Here is a 21,176-nt window from a genome sequence, read left to right as displayed (position 1 = left end):
CTAATTTTGCACATTAATGCGTTTAACTTACCAAAACTTCTCGCATTGCTTTTGCTTTAAGCAGACATTCCTCATATTCTTTTTCAGGAATAGATTGCGAAGTAATGGCACTTCCTACTGAAAAAGAAACGTATTTTTTTTCTTGATTGTACAAAATACTGCGTATGACCACATTGAAATCGAAATCGCCATTAGGTGTAAAATAACCTACTGCCCCACTGTACAAACCACGTTTTGTTTCTTCTAATTCTTCTATGATTTTCATGGCTTCAATCTTTGGCGCACCAGTCATACTTCCCATAGGAAAAGTAGTTTTGATTACATCAACAGTCGCATATTGCGCATCTAACTTGGAAGTAATCGTAGTAATCATTTGATGCACTTGCAAAAAAGAATAAATACCACACAATTCTTTTACTTCAACGGTTCCTTTTTGAGCAGTTTTTGATAAGTCATTCCGAACAAGATCTGCAATCATAATATTTTCAGAACGTTCTTTTGGGTCTAAAGCCAAATCATTTTTCGATTTCTCATCAACAATTGGATCTGAAAAACGTTTTGAAGTCCCTTTAATAGGTTGCGAAATTATAGTATCGCCCTCTTTTCTTAAATAACGTTCTGGTGTAGCCGAAAGTAAAAAATGTTTATTACTCTTAAAAAAAACGGCAAATGGCGGTTGGGATATTGCGTTCAGCGTACTAAATTTCTCAAAAGGATTTATAGTTGCATTCTCGGCAAAGAATTCCATACAAAAATTAGCTTCATAGATATCTCCGCGATGAATATGCTCCATGACTTTTGAAACTTTTTCCAGATAACTTTCCTTTGAAATTCGTTGTTGAATTGTTACTTTTTCTTCTATTACAACTTTTGAAGTTTTACTATCTGTGATTTCTTCAAAATCTTGCTCTACCTCATCATCACAAAAGTTCAGATACTGAATTTCGAGTTCGTGCCCTTTCAATAAAAATAATTTCTTAGGCTGAAAGAAAAACAAATCAGGAAAATCAAGTCCATCGAAATTTTTAGAAACTAAGGATTCTGTATTATTTTTTAAGTCATAAGCTAAATAACCAAAAAGCCAATCTTTAGTTGTTTGCTGGTATTGTTTTAAATCTTCAAAAGCATTATGGTAATCAGTTTTAACTGAAGTAAAAGCATCTACTGCAACAAGACAATCATAATTAGAATAGTCTTGCGGATAGTCATTGCTATCCAAATAAATAATTTCCCGAAACTGTCTTGACCAGGATAAAAGCTGCTGTTTGAACAGTTTTGGATCAGAAATCGACTTGTAAATTGAAGTTCTCAAAAAGTAATTGTGTTTAAAATTCAAAATTACAATAAAAAACAAACCTTCAATAATTGATTTTGCTAAAACTGGCTTAATTTTTTGTAAATTTGATAGTGAATATTCAATCTATTTTTTTCTTAACTAACAGTCCTTTTGATGTTTTATCAAATTTTAAAGATAGAATCTAGTATTTACGAATCTGGATCATCAATTATATTAGTTAAGATTTTGTACTAAAACAATGAATTAGCTTCAAAAGAAAGCCCCCGATGGAAAGTTGAAATGTAGTTGAACGTGCAATTACTAAAAGATAATTTTTAAATATGTAACCACTTAAAAAACATATATTATGAAAATTGCAATCCTAATAATTCGGTCCTTACTTGGAATTCTTTTTCTCTATACTTCAGTTAGTTTTTTTCTGCATCTCGCTCCTGAGCCTGAAACTACTGGAAATTTCAAAGCCTTTAATGTAGGATTAATGGCATCTACTTATTTAATACCTCTTGCGAAATCACTAGAATTTCTATGTGGACTGTCATTTATCACCGGACGATTTGTAACCCTTGCTAATATTGTCATTTTGCCTGTTACACTGAACATTTTGTTAATTAATTTCTTCTTGACACCAGAAAACCTGCCTATTGCGCTTTTTGTTTTTTTTGGCAATATCTTTTTAATTATTAGTCACTGGGGAAATTATAAAGGTTTGTTTGTAGCAAAGTAATCAAAGATTTGATAAAAGGTAATACGCCTACTTATAATTAAAAAAATCAGCCAAATTATATACTATTTTTTGGCTGATTTTTTTTTCAACACCATTTAAACAGAGGCAAACGCTATTATATTGTCCTTATATATTGTCGATGACTTCTTTCATAAGTCGGACACTTTTCATTTTATCCTCTTGATTAAAAATTGGGCTAGTAATCATCACTTCATCAATTTTAGTGTATTCAATAAATTGTTTTAACTTAGCCTCTACTTTATTTTTACTTCCTACGAAGGAACAAGCTGTCATTTGGTTCACGTGAAAATGTTCTTGTTCAGACATTACACCATCCATAGATTCAACAGGAGGCTGCAAAGGCTTTCTATCATTCCTAATCAAATTAAGAAACATTTGCGTCAAGCTAGTAGCTAAGATTTCTGCTTCGTTATCAGTATCAGCAACAATTGCATTTACGCAAGCCATTGTTTTTGGCTGGTCTAAATATTGTGAAGGTTGAAAATGATCCCGATAATATTGAAACGCCTGATACATTAATTTAGGTGCAAAATGCCCTGCGAATGCATACGGCAATCCATTGGCTGCTGCCAAAGCGGCACTATCTAAACTAGAGCCTAGAATCCAAATAGGAACATTAGTGCCTTCGGCAGGAAACGCTCTTACATTTTCAGCAGCATTATCTTTAGAGAAATATTTCTGAAGTTCTGCTACATTTTGAGGAAACCGTTGTGATTGCTCATAAAAATCTTTCCGAATGGCTTGTGCGGTCATTCCGTCAGTTCCTGGCGCTCTACCTAAACCTAAATCAATACGATTAGGATATAGCGTTTCAAGGGTTCCAAATTGTTCTGCGATAATTAAAGGAGCGTGATTAGGTAACATTATTCCACCAGAACCAACTCGTATGTTTTTAGTTTGACTAGCAATGTAACCAATAAGTATAACGGTTGCCGTACTGGCAACATGAGCCATATTGTGATGTTCTGCCAACCAAAATCTCTTATAACCAAGTTCGTCCGCAAATTGCGCTAGTGCTTTAGTTTTTTCAAACGTTTCTTTTGCATTACTATCTTCTGTGATTATGGCTAACTCTAATATGGAAATTGGAATATTCTTTTTCATTATAAATTTCAAATTTGCTGTAAAATTAAGCTTTTAGCTTCAGCTCAAAAATTATGCAGTGTTAAGAGAATTGTAATGTTTACAATTCAAAATTAGCTCTATGTTTTTATAAAAGACTTATTTTCAGTCAGCCACTGAATATGTTTAAACCATTAAGAAAATTAAGTTAGTTAACCTTAATGAAACTTAATTTCCTTAATGCTAAAAAAAAGACTGGGAATCGAAGTTGATACTAGTTTAAATTATTCAAAAATCAGCATAAAAAACCTGCATTTATAAAGTGCAGGTTTCATGATTTATTATAGAAGTGGATTATTTGCCATCTACGTAATCTTGCAGATAACTAAATCTTGGTGTCAATTTTCCGTTTTCTGTAATTTTAGCTCTATTTAGAATACCGTCTTTATCACCATTAAAAAATGCTGGAAAAACCTGTCCTAAAAACATTTCTCCAAATCCTTCGCTGGCATCTTTAGGTAATTCGCAAGGCAAATTATCTACTGCCATGACCACTATTGCAGCCGGATGAAAAACATCTACTTCTTTATTCTCATCTGGTAAATAGCCATAAATAGGCTCTGCTATTGTTGATGAACGTAATGTACAAGCAATAGGACCGTCAATATCGCAAGAAACATCAGCGACTACTTTTATTTTACAATCATTTGCTTTTAGCATTTCTCTTGTAAGAATTACTGGAGCATCATTCCCATAAAAATGTCCTGTGATATAAATATCAGAAACTTTGGTGAATTTTTCAAAATCAGAAACATAATCTGTTGGATTTTGATAAAAATCAGTAAAATCTAAAACTTGACCATCTTTACGCTTGTTGTATTCTAAAACATCAATTTGAGTATAAACAGCCTGAGTATAATTTTTTGTCAAATAATTTTCTACCGAAACTTCCTTGATTTTGATAGCATCTAGAATTTCTTTAGCACCATTTCCCACTTTGCCAGTTCCAGTAATTACAAATTTTAAAGGTGGTAAGATCACTCTTTTCAAATGACTAATTAGTGATTCTTTGCCTGAAAGTGTTTCCGCTTTTGGTAACTTGAACAATTCAAACTTAATCCCAAAAGCTCGAATACCATTATATGCCCCTACAATTCCAGCATATCTGCCGAAACCAATTAATCTGCGGTTTTCTGAATCAACAATAGTTTCATAATCATACAAATCGATATTTTTATTTAACACTGCCTGCAACAGCTTTCTATTATAAGGTTGCTTCTTGATTGTATGCGAAAAAAAGAAATAAGATTTATTAGGAATTAAATTTTCAACAGGAACTTCTTTTACGCCAATTAATACATCACAATCACTAAGATCATCAGTTACTTCTATTCCAAGATTCTTATATTGAGCATCGTCGAAAATCCTAATATCAGAATGCTCTACTTTTATAAAGACATTTTGATATTCTTGCTTCAATCTTGATAATTCGTTAGGAGAAAAAACAACTCTTCTATCAGGCGGATTTTTCCGTTCTTTTAAAATTCCAAATTTCATAGGTAATACACGCTTTAAAATTAATTTAATATAACTTTACAGTATTCATTTGTTACAAATATAACAATTAAAACTAAATTGAATTTATTTTCTACATAAAATTAATAACTATCAAATTACTAACCACCGACTTACGAACTATTGTAAAAATAGTGAGCAACGGCTTCTGATAAAATAGTGTTAAGGTTTAAAAAAACAAAGAATCAAAAGATATTGATTCTATATATTTGCGTTTCTAGCACCACAGAAATGAATTTTATTAAAAAAACAAATATACTACATATATCGCTGCTCTTTTTGGTTTTAAGTTCTTGTAATAAAGAGAAAAAAAAAGTTGAGTTAAGTGATGGTGAACTCCCGAAGAGTACCATGCCTAAAATGAAGCCATTACAAAAGGCAGAAACCAAACTTACCGCAGAATACAGCAATACTAAAAAACATGAAATTGAGGCTTTTTACAATAAAAACTGGCCTAATAACAGTGCGAATGGAAGCATATTAGTTGCACAAAACGGCCAGATTATTTTTGAAAGATATGAAGGCTATGCTAATTTCAGAGAAAAAACTTTAATTACTAAATCTACTCCGCTTCATCTAGCATCAGTTAGTAAGGTCATAACAGCTACTGCAATTTTGAAATTAATTAATGCAAAAAAAATTGATCTCGATCAAAAAGTGAATACGATTTTAAGGGAATTTCCTTATCCTGATGTTACGATTAAAACGCTATTAAATCACCGAAGCGGGATTCGTAATTACGCCTATTTTACGGATCGCGATAAAACAGTCTGGGACCGCCATAATATATTGACTAATCAAGATATTTTGACTATCATGGCAACTAAAAATATTGGGCTGGAATTTAAGACCGATACTCGTTTTAGTTATTGCAATACGAATTATGCCATGTTGGCATTAATTATCGAAAAAATAACCAAGCAATCGTTCGAAGATGCAATGAAGAATATTATTTTCGAGCCATTGGGCATGAAAAACACCTACGTATTTAACTACAATAGGGATAAAGACACTGCTGTAACATCCTATAAAGGAAACAAAGTAGAAATAGGTACTGATTATTTAGATGCCGTTTATGGAGACAAGAATATATATTCGACACCACGAGATTTGTTGAAATTTGACAGAGCTCGAAATGCAGCTAATTTTTTAACGCCAGAACTGAATGCGATGGTTTACAAACCGTACAGCAATGAACGTAAAGGCACAAAAAATTATGGTCTTGGTATACGAATGGTGAACTGGGAAACTGGTCAAAATTTTTACTTTCATAACGGTTGGTGGCACGGAAACACCTCATCTTATATTACTTTACCTAAAGAGGGAGTTACCATTATTGCATTATCCAATAAATTTACCCGTAAAACGTACGATGTCCGAAAATTATCGGTTTTGTTTGGCGACTATCCTTTTAAAATAGGTGACGAATAAAAAAGGAATGATTTTTGTCATACCGAAAGTAGTTTAATATATAGATTTCAATAATAAAACTGTACATTTGCAAACTCAAATTCTATTTAGGTTTTTGAAATAATAAAGGGGTCGACTGGTTTTGACAGCAAGTCGAATTGATCAGTAAGCACGTCGAGCATTGAGACCTTGCTCGTAAATATAAGATCTTACCATTTTACACGGCGAAAATAACTACGCTTTAGCTGCATAATCCGAATTATAGTACGATTAAGCCACGTTCCTATCAGATAGGAAAGCTGGATTCTCCTTGAAAGCCTTGGTTTGTGGCGGTCAATTTAGGGGAACCGTAAAAATAAACCTAGATTTCCATGAGCTTCGGGTGGATTTCGAAATTAAGAAGATAAGTAGCGTGTGGCTGTTTCTGGCCGAGCACACTATCGAAAACTCAATCAGGAAATAAACGTGTAGAAAGCTTTTTAGTTGCTTGTTTGGACCCGAGTTCGATTCTCGGCGACTCCACAAAAAAACCTGTAATCAATTGATTTACAGGTTTTTTGTTTAATGTTTATTTTGTCGTTCGTAAAAACCGTAAGGCCTACTATTAGGGGTTCCTTTAATGTTCATTAATATTAAAACTGAACCTTATTTTTTATTTTAGAATTGACTTCCCTATTTGAGTTATTCGGAATTTCTGGAAAATTGGATAACGGAATGTTAAATTTATCTATTTTTACAGCATTTGATAATGCTGAATTTTTTCCTGTAGAAGTATAACTTTCTATTAATAAACGTGCCGATAAATAGCAAACGGTGGATTCAGCACCTTGATTTAAATTTACATTATTCTCTTCCAGTCCATCATAACATCCTCCAGTAATAGGATTATACATTATATGGCCTAAATGATTCCTACCAAGAAACCAATCAAAAGCTTTTTTCATATTCACTTTGTACGCTGTATTCCCAAAAGTCTTATAAAATAAATCCAATGTGTGCATCATGTAACATGCTTCTATCGGTTGCTCACCAAAACTATTGGGAGTTACTCCTTTCTCATACCACCCATCATTACTAATGATTTTAAATTCACCATCGACAAACATTTTTTCAATTAGAAAATTCATGGATTGTACAGCAATTTCTTTACTTTTCTCCTGTCCTGTAATTAAATAAGTAAACAGGAGCGCTTCAGGTAAAATACTATTTGCATACGTTAACTTATTTTCAAACCAATTCCAATCTGGTGTACTAACAGATGTATACATCGACTGAATTTTTTTACTCAAAATTTCGATGCTATTCCTTAAAGCCAACGAGGGTTCAACGCTGTACCAATAATAAAACCCTTTAATTGAAAAAGCAATCGCTCGCGGAGAATTAAATTTTTCTGCTTTTTTTACCGCTTTTTTCAAACAATCAATAGCTTTATCTATTAGAGGTGCAAGATCATTTGATGGCGTTAACGTAGTAAAAAAGCCTAAAGCCCAAATGGCTCTACCATTAGAATCTTCTAAATTTTCATCACTGTTTCTAGCCTCAATTACATTATTTTTATCTACATAATTAATAAAATTACCACCTGGCAATTGGCACCTTTCAATGAAATTTAAATAGATTTTCATGTATTCTACATCAACTTGTTTACCATTTAGTTGATACTGCTTACAAATTGCAATGAGCGCTCTTGCATTATCATCTAATGTATATCCTGACTCTAAATCTGGATCTGAAATTTTACAAAACTGAATCATTCCAAAATCTGTTGTCATTCTCTTCAAATGATCCATTTTAATTTTAGGATAAGATATTTTAATTTGGTTTAAACCTTTTGAAATCCTTTGATACACTTCTAAATGTTTTATTGCTGTATTTTCCCAGGAAGTCTTCGTAGTTTTTGCATAAGCATTCAATGCCATTTGAGTTCTTAAAGCATCATCAGCCAACAATTTTATAGTAGCTGCAGCAAATTGCTCTACATTTTGTATGTCAACAAGAATACCCACATCGCTAGTTAGGCTCTCCATTGTATGCGGAATTTTGCTAGCTACAATAGGACACGAGCAACTCATAGCATACGAAAATGTACCACTTACTGCCTGATTTGGATCTTTTGATGTAAATAAATATACGTCAGTGGCTTTCAAATAATCTAAAAGCTGATTTACTTCTAGATATTCATTTACAAATCGAACATTATTTTCAAGATGTAGCTCTTCAACAATTTGCTGCAGCGAATTTCGATATTTATCTACATTATTCTCAATTGCATTTGGATGAGTTCTACCTAACACTAAATAAAGAACATTTGGAAACTGTTTGACTATTTCTGGTAGAGCTTTAAGTCCAGTTTCTATACTTTTTCCCTCTCCCAGTAGTCCGAAAGTGGATAGAATAATTCTGTCCTCGAAATCGAATTTTTTCTTAGCTTCAGCAGTCGTTTCATAATCTACTAAATTTGTACCGTGTGGTACTAAAGCAATACTACTCTCAGCTAAACCATAATCTTCCATTAGGATTTTTTTAGATTTGTGAGTCATCACAAAAATAGCTTCGGAATAACTGATTAACAATTGCACTAATGACTTTAAAGTTTCATTAGGATTGGGTATTACACTGTGAAAGGTAAATGCAATTGGTCTTTTGATTTCATCTAAAAAAATCTAGTAGATAGTCACCATATTGGCCTCCAAACAATCCGAATTCATGCTGAATATGTACCAACTTTACATCAGGATCATTATTGATTTTTGCTGCCACTTTTTGGTAAGCTTCTTTATTTTGAGAAGGCAAATGATAGGCCGAGTTTATATTAGCATCTCCCTTAAATGTTATTTCACAAATCTCGCAGCTAATACTCTTGCCATAAATTGTATCAATAGCACGAACAGTATCTTTTGTAAAAGTTGCAATACCACAATGAGTTGGTGGATATGTTGAAAGAAAAACAATTTTTGATTTTGTAGACAAAGTTTTCATCATTATTTTTTTTTATATTATATTTTGCTTTATTTTAAAAAACACATTCACAAAAATTAAATCTAACTTTTGATGTGAATAATTTTTACTGCATAAACTTCAAATCAGATAATCTAAAAAAGCACCTCAATTTACGTGACAACTTTAGAAGAGAATACTGAGTTACGTTTAGTATTTTTATGCGTAACTATTAAAAGTAAACCGAGATAGTAAAAACTTCTTAAAAAGAATTTTGAGTTCGCCAAAATCAGATAAAATTCGTAAAAGAGTATCTGTCTTTAATAATTATTATCGTCTTGAATTAAGAAAGAACTCTAATTTTTACTCATTTTTTAATATTACGAGAATATAAAGGAGTACTACACTTAATAAAAATCTCATTTGTAAATTTATAAATAATGTCTAATAAGATTGTTACACAATTAGTATTGTGTTTTACATTATTCACGTTTTAGAGATAAATTCATTTAAAATTGGTAAAAACAACTTCAAAGTTGATATCTCATTTTTTTTATTGTATTTTTGAAATAAAGCCTTTTTATTTAAAAAATTTATATTTAATAGTAAAGCCAATGATTTTTTTTTAAATAAATTTCCATTAGCTATCGATTATTTTAAAATTTAAATTCTGTCTTAATAGTTCATTACTCATTTATGCTGCTCAAAAAACAAAGACTTTAAAAAATAAGGCACATTAATACGCTGGAGTAACTTCTTAAGTTAAATCAACCTGTTCTTACTTCCTTGTAAAAGTAGTGTTGCTATTTAATCTGTCACTACTCAGTTCATTTCAAGAAAGTTATTTATCAACTAAAAACATTTTTATGCGAATTCCAATAATACGAAAAAATATAATTTTCGCACCTGATGCGAAACGAGTTGTTGCAAGATATTTTATGAATGGTGATGAACGAACCCAAAATATGGTAGCTCGTATCATGCTACTCACTGAAAATCAAGTTTATAACACTTTAGAGCATACATTAAGGGAATTTGCTAGAAGACACCGTAATATTTCTAAAATATTTTATTCGCATTGTGAGAAGATAAGAGGCATTATAGAAGCAATGCAAATTGATTATACCACTTTATCTGACGAAAGAAAAATGCTTATTGGCTCTTACTGCACAATGGAATATTCTTTAGAGTCTGCAGCCTTCTTTAATCCATCGATAGTAGAAGATTTTGATCAATCAGATCTTGAGGAAGGAGAAAAAAGAGTGATTATCTCCTTTCGAGCTACAGGAGAAGGCCATATTTCCTCGATTGTTTTTAGAAGAGCAATTCTTGATAAAAACAATGACTTACGTGTTATGAAGATTGGAAATTATATCGACAAAGCAGAAATAGAACATAAAACACACTACAATAAACAAAGATTCCAAATGAAACTGAGGGAGATGAATATTAGCGAGAAATATTCAAACGTTATTATGCAACAATTGCCTCAGGAATTTGAGTACTCAGTATTACAAAAGCTCGTACATGATATTTTGAACGATCCCACCATAAAACAAAGTAGAAAAACGGCTCTAGAGCAAATGGTGTGGTTATCTGATTCCTTTTACGACATACAATTTAAGCATGACTCTGATATTACTGAACGTGTTATTTTTCCCATATCAGAATCCGAAAGCCGCGGTATTGAAGATGCTCGATTTGTAAGATTCATTGACGATGATAATTCGGAACGCATTATGGCAACGTATACCGCATATGATGGACATGTAATTCTTCCTAAACTGATTTCGACTGAAGATTTTTATTCTTTTAGAGTGATGCCTCTGTCTGGAATCGGTGCCACAAATAAAAATTTAGCTTTGTTTCCTCGAAAAGTAAAAGGTAAATATGCAATGCTTTCTAGGATTGACGGAGTCAATAATTACTTAATGTTTTCTGATAGACCAACGCAATGGAATAATCCTATAATGATACAAGAACCAAAATATACTTGGGAATTTACGCAAATAGGAAATTGCGGATCACCGCTCTGGACAACCGAAGGCTGGTTAGTGATTACCCATGGTGTTGGTGCTATGAGACGATACTGTATAGGAGCTTCATTATTTGATTTAGACGATCCTTCAAAAGAAATTGGTCGCCTTAAACAACCTTTACTCTCACCATTAGAAGGCGAACGAGAAGGATATGTACCTAATGTAGTGTATTCTTGTGGTTCAATAATACACAATAATAGTCTAATTTTACCCTATGCAGTTTCTGACTATTCCTCTACTTATGGAGTAGTTGATTTGGCAGATTTGCTATTTGCTTTAAAAAATAGCAAATAAATGTAAAAAACAAAAATTCTAAAATATAGTCTTGTCATCGGTATTAGCACAAAATCACTTCAGTTACCAAATCCACTCGGCCAAAATTGGCTTTTATAACAGAAAATGATAATTTTGATGATTATGCTTTTATTAGTTCCACAAGGAAGTAATATGTTAGTTGGACAAAATCCTTTATAGCTTGCACAAGCTATAATTTGGAAATAAAATTTACGAACACTAAAAATTTACTAATGAATTTTTCAGAAGAAACGGTTGAGCAATTAGCGAAAGAACATTACGGGCTAGCTACAACTGCAAAATCATTAAATGGTTATGACGAGTTAAATTTTCTTTTATCGAATGAAAAAAACGAAAAATATATTTTAAAAATTTCCAACGAAGATCATCCTCTTCCGTTTTTAGATGCGCAGGTTAAAATCATTCAGCACCTATCAAAAAGCCCGCTTGCAAACGAATTTCAGCATTTTTGCATCAACATTCACGGCGATGCTTTGACAAAAATTGAGACCGATTCAAAAATATATTATGTAAGAATCCTCAATTTTCTGGAAGGCACTTTTTGGGTAGAAAAAGAAAACAAATCAAAAGAGTTATTTTACAGTCTAGGATCCTTTTTGGGAAATATGGATTATGAACTTCGCGACTTTTCTCATCTTGCTATGCACCGTCGTTATATCTGGGATATCAGTTATGCTAGCGAGGCAAATGAGAATTTAAAATACATTCTCGATCACGAAAAAAGGCGTATCGCTGGTTATTTCTTGCTGCAATTTGACACAGAAGTTCTTCCACTAATCCATACTTTGCGCCATGCCTACATCCATAACGATGCAAACGATTATAACATCCTAGTTCAAAAAAATCACATTAGTGGTTTAATTGATTTTGGTGATATGGTTTACACAGCGCTTATCAACAATCTAGCGATTGCGTGCACTTATGCGATGCTTGGAGAGAAAGATCCGTTGGCGGTTGCTGCATCAATTGTTGAAGGCTACCATAAATCGTATGCCCTTACTGAGCAAGAAGTTGATTTATTGTATTATCTAATTGCAGCGCGTCTTTGTATTAGTGTGACACAGTCTGCTTACAATGCATCATTAGACAGCAACAACGAACATCATTTTCTTACCGAAAAGCCTGCTTGGGAATTGCTGAACCAACTTATTCAAATTAATCCAATAAAAGCGCAAGATACTTTTAGAAAAGCGTGTGGTTTTACGGCATTAATCACTGATGAAAACTATACTGATATATTAGAATCTCGTCAGAAAAACATTGGTCGAAATTTAAGTATTGGTTACAAAGACAAATTAAAAATCACCAAAGGCGCGCTACAATATCTTTATGATGATAAAGGCCGAACTTTTGTGGATTGTGTCAACAACCCATCACATGTAGGGCATTGTCACCCTGTTGTTGTTAGAAGAATGCAAAAACAAATTGCTAGTTTAAACACCAATACGCGTTACCTTAATGACACCATTATTGAATATGCCGAAAAACTTACAGCTACTTTACCTGCAGCTTTAAGCGTTTGCTATTTTGTCAATTCGGGTAGTGAAGCTAATGATTTGGCAATTCGAATGAGTCGTCATTTCACCAAACAAAAAGACATTATTGTACTGGATCATGCTTATCATGGTACCTCAACGGTTGCTATGGAAATGAGCCCGTATAAATTTGACGGTAAAGGCGGTTTTGGGAAAATGCCTTGGATTCATAAAGCAATTAATCCCGACTTGTATCGTGGTCCTTATAAATATGGAGACACGACTGCAGGCGAAAAATATGCCGCTGATGTGCAACGAATTATCGAAGATTTAAAAAAAGAAAAGAAAGCACCTGCGGTATTCATTTGCGAAACGCTTCTAGGTGTTGGAGGCCAAATCCCGCTTCCTAAAAATTATTTAAAAAATGTGTATGAACACGTTAGAGCTGCTGGAGGAATCTGTATTGCTGATGAAGTTCAGGTTGGTTTTGGACGAATTGGCGACCATTTTTGGGGCTTCGAATTGCAAGATGTCGTTCCAGATATTGTTGTTTTAGGAAAACCTATTGGTAATGGACACCCGCTGGCTGCCGTAATTGTAACTAATGAAATTGCAAATGCTTTTAATAACGGCATGGAATACTTCAACACTTTTGGAGGTAATCCTGTTTCTATGACGGCAGGATTAGCGGTGTTAGATGTTCTTCAAGACGAAGAAATGCAACAGCACGCGTTAGAAGTGGGAAACCACCTGATGAACGGACTTAGAAAATTAATGGCTAAATATCCTATTATCAGCGATGTTCGTGGACACGGTTTATTCATTGGTGCAGAAATGGTTAAAGACCGCGTTACAATGGAGCCAGCTTTCGCTGAAATTGACATTGTTGTCGAAAAAATGAAAGAAAAAGGGTTTTTATTAAGTACCGATGGCCCATTGCATAATGTATTAAAAATAAAACCTCCAATGCCTTTCAACAAACAAAATGCTGATGAGATGATTGAATTATTAGATATTGCTTTAAGCGAGCTTTAAAACTGCGACTACTTTAGCTTTTTATTAAACAGGAATTTGCGAATCCAATTGTGAAACATTGATTTATAAGTAAATATAAAAAAGTTATTATGGATAAGCTCTTCCAATATTAAAAACCATTTCCCTACAAAAAACCCTCATAATCATTCGATTATGAGGGTTTTTTATTTCTAGAGTAGCAACTTGGATAAATTTTCACCTACTCAATTTTAACTTCTTTAATCACGGGCCAAGATGTATGTTGTTTTGTAGCTTCAATACGAATAGCACGAATGATTTTACCTGCTAAATCAGCGCCAGCTAAACCATCATCATTGAAAGAAGCTACTTTCATAAAAGTTTCGCCATCTTCTGAAACTAATAAATCAGCATATTGAATATAGTCTTTCGAATCGCCTGTAATAACTGAAATTTTATTTGCTTTTACAGGTTCGCCCAACTGAATTTGATACCAATCCCCAACACCTATACTCCTACTTCCCCAATAAAAAGTATTCGATTTACCGTCAAAAATATACTCTAAATGATAGTTACCGTGATTGGGCAAATTAGTGGTTAGGAAAGCATGTCGCACCAAGGCAGGTTTCTCTTTTTTGGGAACAAACTCGGTTTCATTAATAGCATCATCCACATAATAATTGATTCCTAGTGTTTTCATTAGTTCATAATTTTGATCCAATCGCTTAAGATAGGAGTCCCAATTTCTATTTTCTTTTGGTGACCACAGTACTTCGGCCAAAGCCGTAATTCTTGGGTACAGCATTTCCTCAACTCTATCTTGAGTGGCAACACGCTCTGTCCATAAACAAGCTTGCCCTCCTAAGACTAAGTTGTTTTTATTTAATGCATCCATTTCAGTTGAGATAGGATCCCATTCATACACTTTTCGAGTCGCATTGCCTGCGTAGCCCCAATCATAATAACAACCGTGTTGCGGTGCCATGATAACAGGAACGTTTCTTTCCATAGCTTCAACAGCTTGCTTGAAGCCGTAGTCACGCCAAGCCATAACGATATCGTCTGACGAAGCGGCATGACGTTCATTAATTTCGTCCCATCCAACCATGATTTTATTCTGCTTTTTAACAAGAACAGCCATTTTTTTTGTGAAATAATCTTGTAATTCTCCCCACTTTTTCAAACCCTCTTGTTGATGTAGCTTTTGACATTTAGGACATTTTTCCCAAATATTTGTAGGCACTTCATCTCCTCCTAAATGTATTTTTTGAGAAGGAAAAATCGTTGCCAATTCTTGAATTACTTTTTCTGCAAAAGTATATACGTCAGGATTTCCTAAACAAAGCATGTTGATATGACCACGCTTACGGTCTTTCATAGGCATCTCTTCTGGGAAAACTTCAAATTCTCCGCCAGTGCAAGATAATTCAGGATAAGCAGCAAGAATTCCTATCGCATGTCCCGGCAAGTCTACCTCAGGAATGACCTCGATATTATGCTTGCCAGCAAAAGCAACTACTTGCTTTAAATCCTCTTGAGTGTAAAACTTATTTGACAACTCTGGATAATTTTTATAATAGGTGCCTGCTGATGTAAGTTTAGGATATGCTTTAATTTCTATTCGCCAAGCGTTGTTGTCTGTAAGATGCAAATGCAGTTTGTTGAGTTTAAAAAAGGACATTTGAGTAATCGTTTCTTTCAATTCATCTACAGTCCAGAAATGCCTGCTACAGTCCAACATCAATCCGCGGTAATTAAAGCGTGGTTGATCTTCTATTTTTAATTGTGCAATTTCATTATTCTTAGCATGAAATACAATTTGTTTCCAAGTTTGCAATGCATTAAAAGCCCCCCCATAATCCGAAGCTTCTATATGAACACCGCTAGCATTTACTTCTAATTTATATGATTCTGAACTTAAACTAGCCACTTTCTTTATGCGTATCGCAGTACTTTTTGCCTTAGCCACAATCTTAATTGGAGCCAAATTATTTTTGCTGTTAAATTCAGCTAATTGCTGCCCTAAGTCACGCCATTCTGCAGGTAGCTCTACCTCTTTCAACGACTTAACATTAAAATTCTTTTGAGTAGTTTGTACCAATGTAGGTTGCGGAATTATCGCTAATTCCGTTTTAGCTGTAACGGGTTTATTTTGACCTATCAATTGCGATGTTATAAATAGGAGGAAATAAATTTGAAGTACTCGATTCATAAGGTATAATTTAATTTGGAAAGATAAAATTTCTTGATTTCACAATTGCCAAATATAGTTCACTTTTTCATAATGAAAGATTAATAAAGTAGTCAATTGCAAAATAAATCGATAAAACATTTTTTACTGGTTCTTTTTACATAACTTTGTTAACCGAATGGTTAAACCATATAATTAAACTAGATGATTAAGGATAAACTAGAAAATACAGAAATAGAAATATTGAATGCTGCTAAAGAAATATTCCAGCAAAAAGGTATGGACGGTGCTAGAATGCAAGAAATTGCAGATAAAGCCAAAATAAACAAAGCCTTATTACATTACTATTACAGAAGCAAACAACTATTATTTGAAGCTGTCTTTTCGAATGCTTTTGCGTTACTAGCTCCTCAATTGAATAAAATATTAAATGACGACAGCGACTTGTTTGAAAAAATAATAAAGTTTACGGATAGCTATATCACATTTGTAATTAAACATCCGTACTTACCCAATTTTGTAATGCAGGAACTCAATAAAAACCCTGAATTCGTTCAAAAATTACGTGTAAAAGAAAATTTTCCAAACACTAATAAGTTCAAACTACAAGTTGCTGACGCTATAAAAGACGGGCTTATACAACCAATTGAAGCCGAACAATTGTTCATTAATATTATGTCATTAAATGTTTTCCCTTTTATAGGCGAGCCGTTATTAACGGCACTTCTTGATACCGACAAAAAAAACTACGATATCATAATACAAAAACGTAAAACTGATGTTTCGGCTTTTATTATTAATGCTATTAAAATTTAAACCATGAAAAACAAGGTTATCTTACTAGCACTTTTCTTATTACCTCTACTGTCGAATGCGCAACAGGATTTAACCTTGGCAGAATGCTATGCATTGGTTACTAAAAACTATCCAATCGCCAAGCAAGCTTCATTATTGCAACAAAAATCTACATACGAAATAGAGGCATTAAACAAAGGAAAACTTCCTGTAGTTGACATTAACGCGCAAGCGACATACCAATCAGAAGTTATAGGTTTTCCTGCTGTTGTTCCTGGTATCATGCCACTTAACAAAGATCAATATCGCACTACATTAGATGTGAATCAGCTTCTATATAATGGCGGAATGATTGATGTTAATTCCAAATTAAAACAAGCACAAACTAAAACTCAACAACAACAAATTGAAGTAAGTTTGTACCAACTGAAAAGCCGAATCAACCAATATTACTTCTCCATTTTATTACTTCAAGAAAAGAGAGCTTTATTACTATCCAAAAATGAATTGCTTCAATCCAAAGTAAAAGAAGTACAATCAGGAGTGAAATATGGTGCTATTCTGCCAGCTTCAGAACTTATTTTGGAAGCCGAAATATTAAAAATCAAACAACAGTTGACAGAAATTCAATTCGAAAAAATAAAAATGTTTCAAAATCTTTCTGAATTAACGTTTACCAAAATCGATTCGGAAGCCAATTTAGTCCTACCGCGATTTGATAGTACAAATCCAACAGTTGTACGACCTGAAATAACTCTTTTTGAATTGCAAAAGCAACAATTAGAATATTCTAAAAATACATTAGCGCGATCAGTACTTCCAAAAATAAATGCGTTTGGTCAAGCAGGTTACGGAAATCCTGGACTCAATATGTTAGACAATTCTTTTCAACCCTTTTTTGTTGTGGGCGTAAAAGCGAATTGGAATGTATTAGATTGGGGTAAAAACAAAACAGAACAAAAAGTTTTGGATATTTCCAAAGAAATAGTTTCGTCAGAAAAAGAAACATTCGAGCTAAATAACAAAATTCAAATGCAGGAAATGGAAAACGAAATTAGAAAGACAGAACAACTCTTGCAAACTGACTTTGAGGTAATTCATCTGCGCGAAAAAATTGTAACCTCATCGAATTCGCAAATGAAAAACGGTGTAATCACAACCTCTGAATATCTACTCGAACTTACTAATTTGTTTGAAGCGAAAAATATTCTAAAAACTCATGAAGTACAATTGGCTGCAGCCAAATCAAGTTTAGAAACAATAAAAGGAAAATAAATAGTACCAGAAAAACATAGTAAATGAAAAAAGTAAGTCTATTAATTTTAGTAACATTAGGAATAATCTCTTGTAATACAAGCAACGAAAAAGCAGATGGCTACGGCAATTTTGAAGCAACAGAAATTACTGTTTCCGCTGAAGCCACTGGAAAAATTGAATTTTTGCAGGTACAAGAGGGAACTATTTTAGAAGCGCAAACACAAGTTGGTTTAATAGATACGCTACAATTGTACTTAACAAAACAACAATTGATCGCGTCTAAAAGCACAGTTTCGTCAAAATCAGCAAATGTATTGTCTCAAAAAAGTGTTTTAGCAGAGCAGCTGAAAACAGTTCAAATCGAGAAAAATAGAATACGCGATATGTATGCAGAGAATGCAGCAACTAAACGTCAAGTAGATGAAATTGATGGAAAAGTAAAAGTAATTGAAGCACAAATACAAGGTATTGGAACGCAAAATGCACCTATTATTAACGATCTAAAATCAATTGATGTGCAAATTCAGAAAATCAATGACCAAATTAAGAAAAGCAAAATAATAAATCCCATTAAAGGAACGGTTTTGACCAAATATGCCGAACCTGGAGAAATAACCGCTTTTGGAAAACCTTTGTATAAAATTGCCGATCTTTCAGAAATGAGTCTACGTGTTTTTGTAAGCGGAACCCACTTAACTCAACTGAAAATAGGACAAGAAGTATCTGTAAAAATTGATGGCGCAGCAGAAATGAAGTCTTATAAAGGAACCATTTCTTGGATTGCATCACAAGCTGAATTTACTCCCAAAATCATTCAAACAAAAGAAGAAAGGGTAAATCTAGTGTATGCGGTGAAAGTTAAAGTTAAAAATGACGGCAGTCTTAAAATAGGAATGCCCGCGGAAATGTGGATTAAATAACAAACTAAATAATACTAAAAATTAAAAAACAATTATCATGAAAAAAATAATCTTATTCGTTACAGCTCTAACTTTATTTAGTTGCAAATCAGTTCCATTAGAAGTTGTAAAAACGATGAATTTAAAAGAGCTGCACACGGAACAAAAGGATGTTCAAACGGCTCTGTTGTTTACACCGTTCGAGAACAAAGTAGTGTCTTTGCAAATTGCTAAAGGCAAACAATTAGCGGAACATGTCACTAAAGTTCCTGCTTTGTTAGTTTGCGTTTCTGGAAGCGGAAATTATGGCGATGAAAGAGGTAGAAAATTGAGTTTAAAATCAGGTGATTATGTAAAAATTGAACCAAATATCAAACATTGGGTCGATGCTTATGAAGACAGCAACTTTTTACTGATCAAATAATGACTATCAAAGTTCAAAACATATCAAAGTCATACAAAGCGTTAAAAGCAGTTGACAACGTTACTTTTGAAGTGAAAAAAGGCGAGCTTTTTGGTTTAATAGGTCCCGATGGCGCTGGTAAAACAACAATTTTCAGAATTTTGACCACGTTGTTAATTGCTAGTGAGGGATCAGCATCCATTTTAGACTTTGATGTGGTGAAGGACTATAATTCCATAAGGAATTCTGTGGGATACATGCCCGGAAAATTTTCTTTATATCAGGACTTAACAGTCGAAGAGAACCTTACTTTTTTCGCAACCATATTTGGCACCACCATACAAGAAAATTACGATTTAATAAAAGACATTTATGTTCAAATAGAACCTTTTAAAAATCGTAGAGCCGGCGCTTTATCTGGTGGAATGAAACAAAAACTAGCGTTATGCTGTGCTTTAATTCATGCTCCAAAAGTTTTATTTCTTGACGAACCAACCACAGGCGTTGACCCCATTTCACGAAAAGAATTTTGGGAAATGCTGAAACGATTGCAGCAAAAAGGCATTACCATATTAGTTTCAACACCGTATATGGATGAAGCTTCGCTGTGTGACCGAATCGCTTTAATTCAGAACGGTAAAGTTTTGAAAATAGATTCACCAGAAAATATTATTCAAAATTATGACAAAGTTATTTATGATGTTGCCACAAAAAATACGCATTCGCTACTACATGATTTAAAAAATTATCCAAGTCAATATAGTGTGTATGCTTTTGGCGAATACGTACATTATACGGACAAAGAAAACAATTTTAATATAGCGGACTTAGAAAATTACCTGAAAGATAAAAATCATACTGAGATAGAAATTAAACCCGCTCAAATTACTATTGAAGATGTTTTCATGGATTTATAATTTAGAGGAAATGGACTAGCAAAATGGAAAGAGAAAAAATAATAGCGGTAAAAAACTTGACTAAAAAGTATGGCGATTTCGCTGCCGTAGATGCTATTTCTTTTGATGTATATAAGGGAGAAATTTTCGGCTTTTTAGGAGCGAATGGTGCTGGAAAAACCACGGCAATGAAAATGCTGATAGGCATTTCAAATCCTACAACTGGAGAGGCAAATGTTGCTGGCTTTGATGTGGTAAAGAATCCAGAAATGGTTAAAAAAAACATTGGCTACATGAGTCAAAAATTCTCGATGTATGATGATTTAACGGTTAGAGAAAACATAGTGTTCTTTGGAGGTATTTATGGCTTGTCAAGATCTGACATAAAAACGAAAACAACGGCACTAGTCAAAGAATTACAAATCGAAGATATTATTGACAGTTTAGTAGGCTCTTTACCTTTGGGTTGGAAACAAAAATTATCGTTTTCTGTCGCGTTATTACACGAGCCAAAAATCGTGTTTTTAGATGAGCCAACAGGAGGCGTTGATCCTATTACTCGAAGACAATTTTGGGAAATGATCTATACACAAGCGTGCAAAGGAACGACCATTTTTGTCACCACGCATTATATGGACGAAGCGGAATATTGCGACCGAGTATCCATAATGGTTGCGGGAAAAATTGAAGCCTTGGACACACCAAAAAAGCTAAAAGAGCAATTTAATGTAACATCGATGAATGATGTATTTTTAAAATTAGCTAGGAACGTAGAATAGAAGCCGCCTAGCCCCCGAAGGAGGAACAATTACTAACGAAGAGAATAAAGACAATCGACATAAAATCTGCGCATCTGTGGTAATTAAAACCACTAAATTAATCTGTGC

16 protein-coding genes and 1 other RNA gene are annotated in these 21,176 nt (G+C 33.4%); 11 read left to right on the top strand and 6 right to left on the bottom strand.

The window, feature by feature from the left end; genetic code table 11:
• Window positions 1-22 precede the first annotated feature (22 nt).
• On the bottom strand, window positions 23-1,312 hold the full coding sequence (locus LNP27_RS08670; protein ID WP_229941248.1) for an anthranilate synthase component I family protein: 1,290 nt from the start codon (window positions 1,310-1,312) through the stop codon (window positions 23-25).
• A 331-nt stretch (window positions 1,313-1,643) separates the two neighbouring features.
• Here LNP27_RS08670 and LNP27_RS08665 point away from each other — a divergent pair, with 331 nt between their 5' ends.
• Window positions 1,644-2,021 (top strand): DoxX family membrane protein, encoded by a 378-nt coding sequence (locus tag LNP27_RS08665; RefSeq protein WP_229941247.1) that lies wholly within the window; start codon window positions 1,644-1,646, stop codon window positions 2,019-2,021.
• A 126-nt stretch (window positions 2,022-2,147) separates the two neighbouring features.
• Here the strand turns inward: LNP27_RS08665 and LNP27_RS08660 are convergent, their stop codons facing one another.
• Window positions 2,148-3,146, bottom strand: coding sequence for an LLM class flavin-dependent oxidoreductase (locus tag LNP27_RS08660; protein ID WP_229941246.1), 999 nt, complete (start codon window positions 3,144-3,146; stop codon window positions 2,148-2,150).
• Window positions 3,147-3,458: 312 nt separating this feature from the next.
• Window positions 3,459-4,661, bottom strand: a complete 1,203-nt coding sequence (locus LNP27_RS08655) for an NAD(P)-dependent oxidoreductase (RefSeq protein WP_229941245.1) — start codon at window positions 4,659-4,661, stop codon at window positions 3,459-3,461.
• A 249-nt stretch (window positions 4,662-4,910) separates the two neighbouring features.
• Here LNP27_RS08655 and LNP27_RS08650 point away from each other — a divergent pair, with 249 nt between their 5' ends.
• Both LNP27_RS08650 and ssrA read left to right on the top strand, forming a co-directional pair.
• On the top strand, window positions 4,911-6,110 hold the full coding sequence (locus LNP27_RS08650; protein ID WP_229941244.1) for a serine hydrolase domain-containing protein: 1,200 nt from the start codon (window positions 4,911-4,913) through the stop codon (window positions 6,108-6,110).
• A gap of 107 nt (window positions 6,111-6,217) precedes the next feature.
• Window positions 6,218-6,614: a transfer-messenger RNA gene (gene ssrA / locus LNP27_RS08645) on the top strand.
• 107 nt (window positions 6,615-6,721) lie between these two features.
• Here ssrA and LNP27_RS08640 read toward each other — a convergent pair.
• Together LNP27_RS08640 and LNP27_RS08635 are read right to left on the bottom strand one after the other, a co-directional pair.
• A complete protein-coding gene (locus LNP27_RS08640) occupies window positions 6,722-8,602 on the bottom strand; it encodes a glycosyltransferase (protein WP_229941243.1) in 1,881 nt (626 codons plus the stop codon).
• Between the two features lie 136 nt (window positions 8,603-8,738).
• Window positions 8,739-9,071, bottom strand: coding sequence for a glycosyltransferase family protein (locus LNP27_RS08635; protein ID WP_229941242.1), 333 nt, complete (start codon window positions 9,069-9,071; stop codon window positions 8,739-8,741).
• An 821-nt stretch (window positions 9,072-9,892) separates the two neighbouring features.
• Here LNP27_RS08635 and LNP27_RS08630 point away from each other — a divergent pair.
• Together LNP27_RS08630 and LNP27_RS08625 are read left to right on the top strand one after the other, a co-directional pair.
• Window positions 9,893-11,359 (top strand): glycoside hydrolase family 130 protein, encoded by a 1,467-nt coding sequence (locus tag LNP27_RS08630; protein WP_229941241.1) that lies wholly within the window; start codon window positions 9,893-9,895, stop codon window positions 11,357-11,359.
• Window positions 11,360-11,592: 233 nt separating this feature from the next.
• The gene (locus LNP27_RS08625) at window positions 11,593-13,890 is read left to right on the top strand and encodes an aminotransferase class III-fold pyridoxal phosphate-dependent enzyme (protein WP_229941240.1); all 2,298 of its coding nucleotides are present in this window, start codon (window positions 11,593-11,595) and stop codon (window positions 13,888-13,890) included.
• Between the two features lie 199 nt (window positions 13,891-14,089).
• On the opposite strand, the gene LNP27_RS08620 is transcribed toward LNP27_RS08625, so the two are convergent.
• On the bottom strand, window positions 14,090-16,060 hold the full coding sequence (locus LNP27_RS08620; protein ID WP_229941239.1) for a glycoside hydrolase family 20 protein: 1,971 nt from the start codon (window positions 16,058-16,060) through the stop codon (window positions 14,090-14,092).
• Window positions 16,061-16,243: 183 nt separating this feature from the next.
• Here LNP27_RS08620 and LNP27_RS08615 point away from each other — a divergent pair, with 183 nt between their 5' ends.
• From LNP27_RS08615 to LNP27_RS08590, 6 genes are read left to right on the top strand one after another with little or no spacing between them, the layout of a single operon-like run.
• Entirely contained in the window at window positions 16,244-16,855 is a 612-nt protein-coding gene (locus tag LNP27_RS08615; RefSeq protein ID WP_229941238.1) for a TetR/AcrR family transcriptional regulator, read from the top strand.
• A gap of 3 nt (window positions 16,856-16,858) precedes the next feature.
• The gene (locus tag LNP27_RS08610) at window positions 16,859-18,109 is read left to right on the top strand and encodes a TolC family protein (protein ID WP_229941237.1); all 1,251 of its coding nucleotides are present in this window, start codon (window positions 16,859-16,861) and stop codon (window positions 18,107-18,109) included.
• Between the two features lie 23 nt (window positions 18,110-18,132).
• Complete coding sequence (locus tag LNP27_RS08605; RefSeq protein ID WP_229941236.1) at window positions 18,133-19,011, top strand: HlyD family secretion protein; 879 nt, start codon at window positions 18,133-18,135, stop codon at window positions 19,009-19,011.
• Window positions 19,012-19,048: 37 nt separating this feature from the next.
• Window positions 19,049-19,414, top strand: coding sequence for a cupin domain-containing protein (locus LNP27_RS08600; RefSeq protein WP_229941235.1), 366 nt, complete (start codon window positions 19,049-19,051; stop codon window positions 19,412-19,414).
• Window positions 19,414-20,310 (top strand): ABC transporter ATP-binding protein, encoded by an 897-nt coding sequence (locus LNP27_RS08595; RefSeq protein WP_229941234.1) that lies wholly within the window; start codon window positions 19,414-19,416, stop codon window positions 20,308-20,310. Before LNP27_RS08600 ends, LNP27_RS08595 begins: the two co-directional genes overlap by 1 nt.
• Window positions 20,311-20,333: 23 nt before the next feature.
• On the top strand, window positions 20,334-21,068 hold the full coding sequence (locus tag LNP27_RS08590) for an ABC transporter ATP-binding protein (protein WP_229941233.1): 735 nt from the start codon (window positions 20,334-20,336) through the stop codon (window positions 21,066-21,068).
• Window positions 21,069-21,176: the final 108 nt, after the last annotated feature.

This window comes from Flavobacterium galactosidilyticum (assembly GCF_020911945.1).
Classification (GTDB): Bacteria; Bacteroidota; Bacteroidia; order Flavobacteriales; family Flavobacteriaceae; genus Flavobacterium; species Flavobacterium galactosidilyticum.
This window is presented reverse-complemented; position numbering and strand designations above follow the sequence as displayed.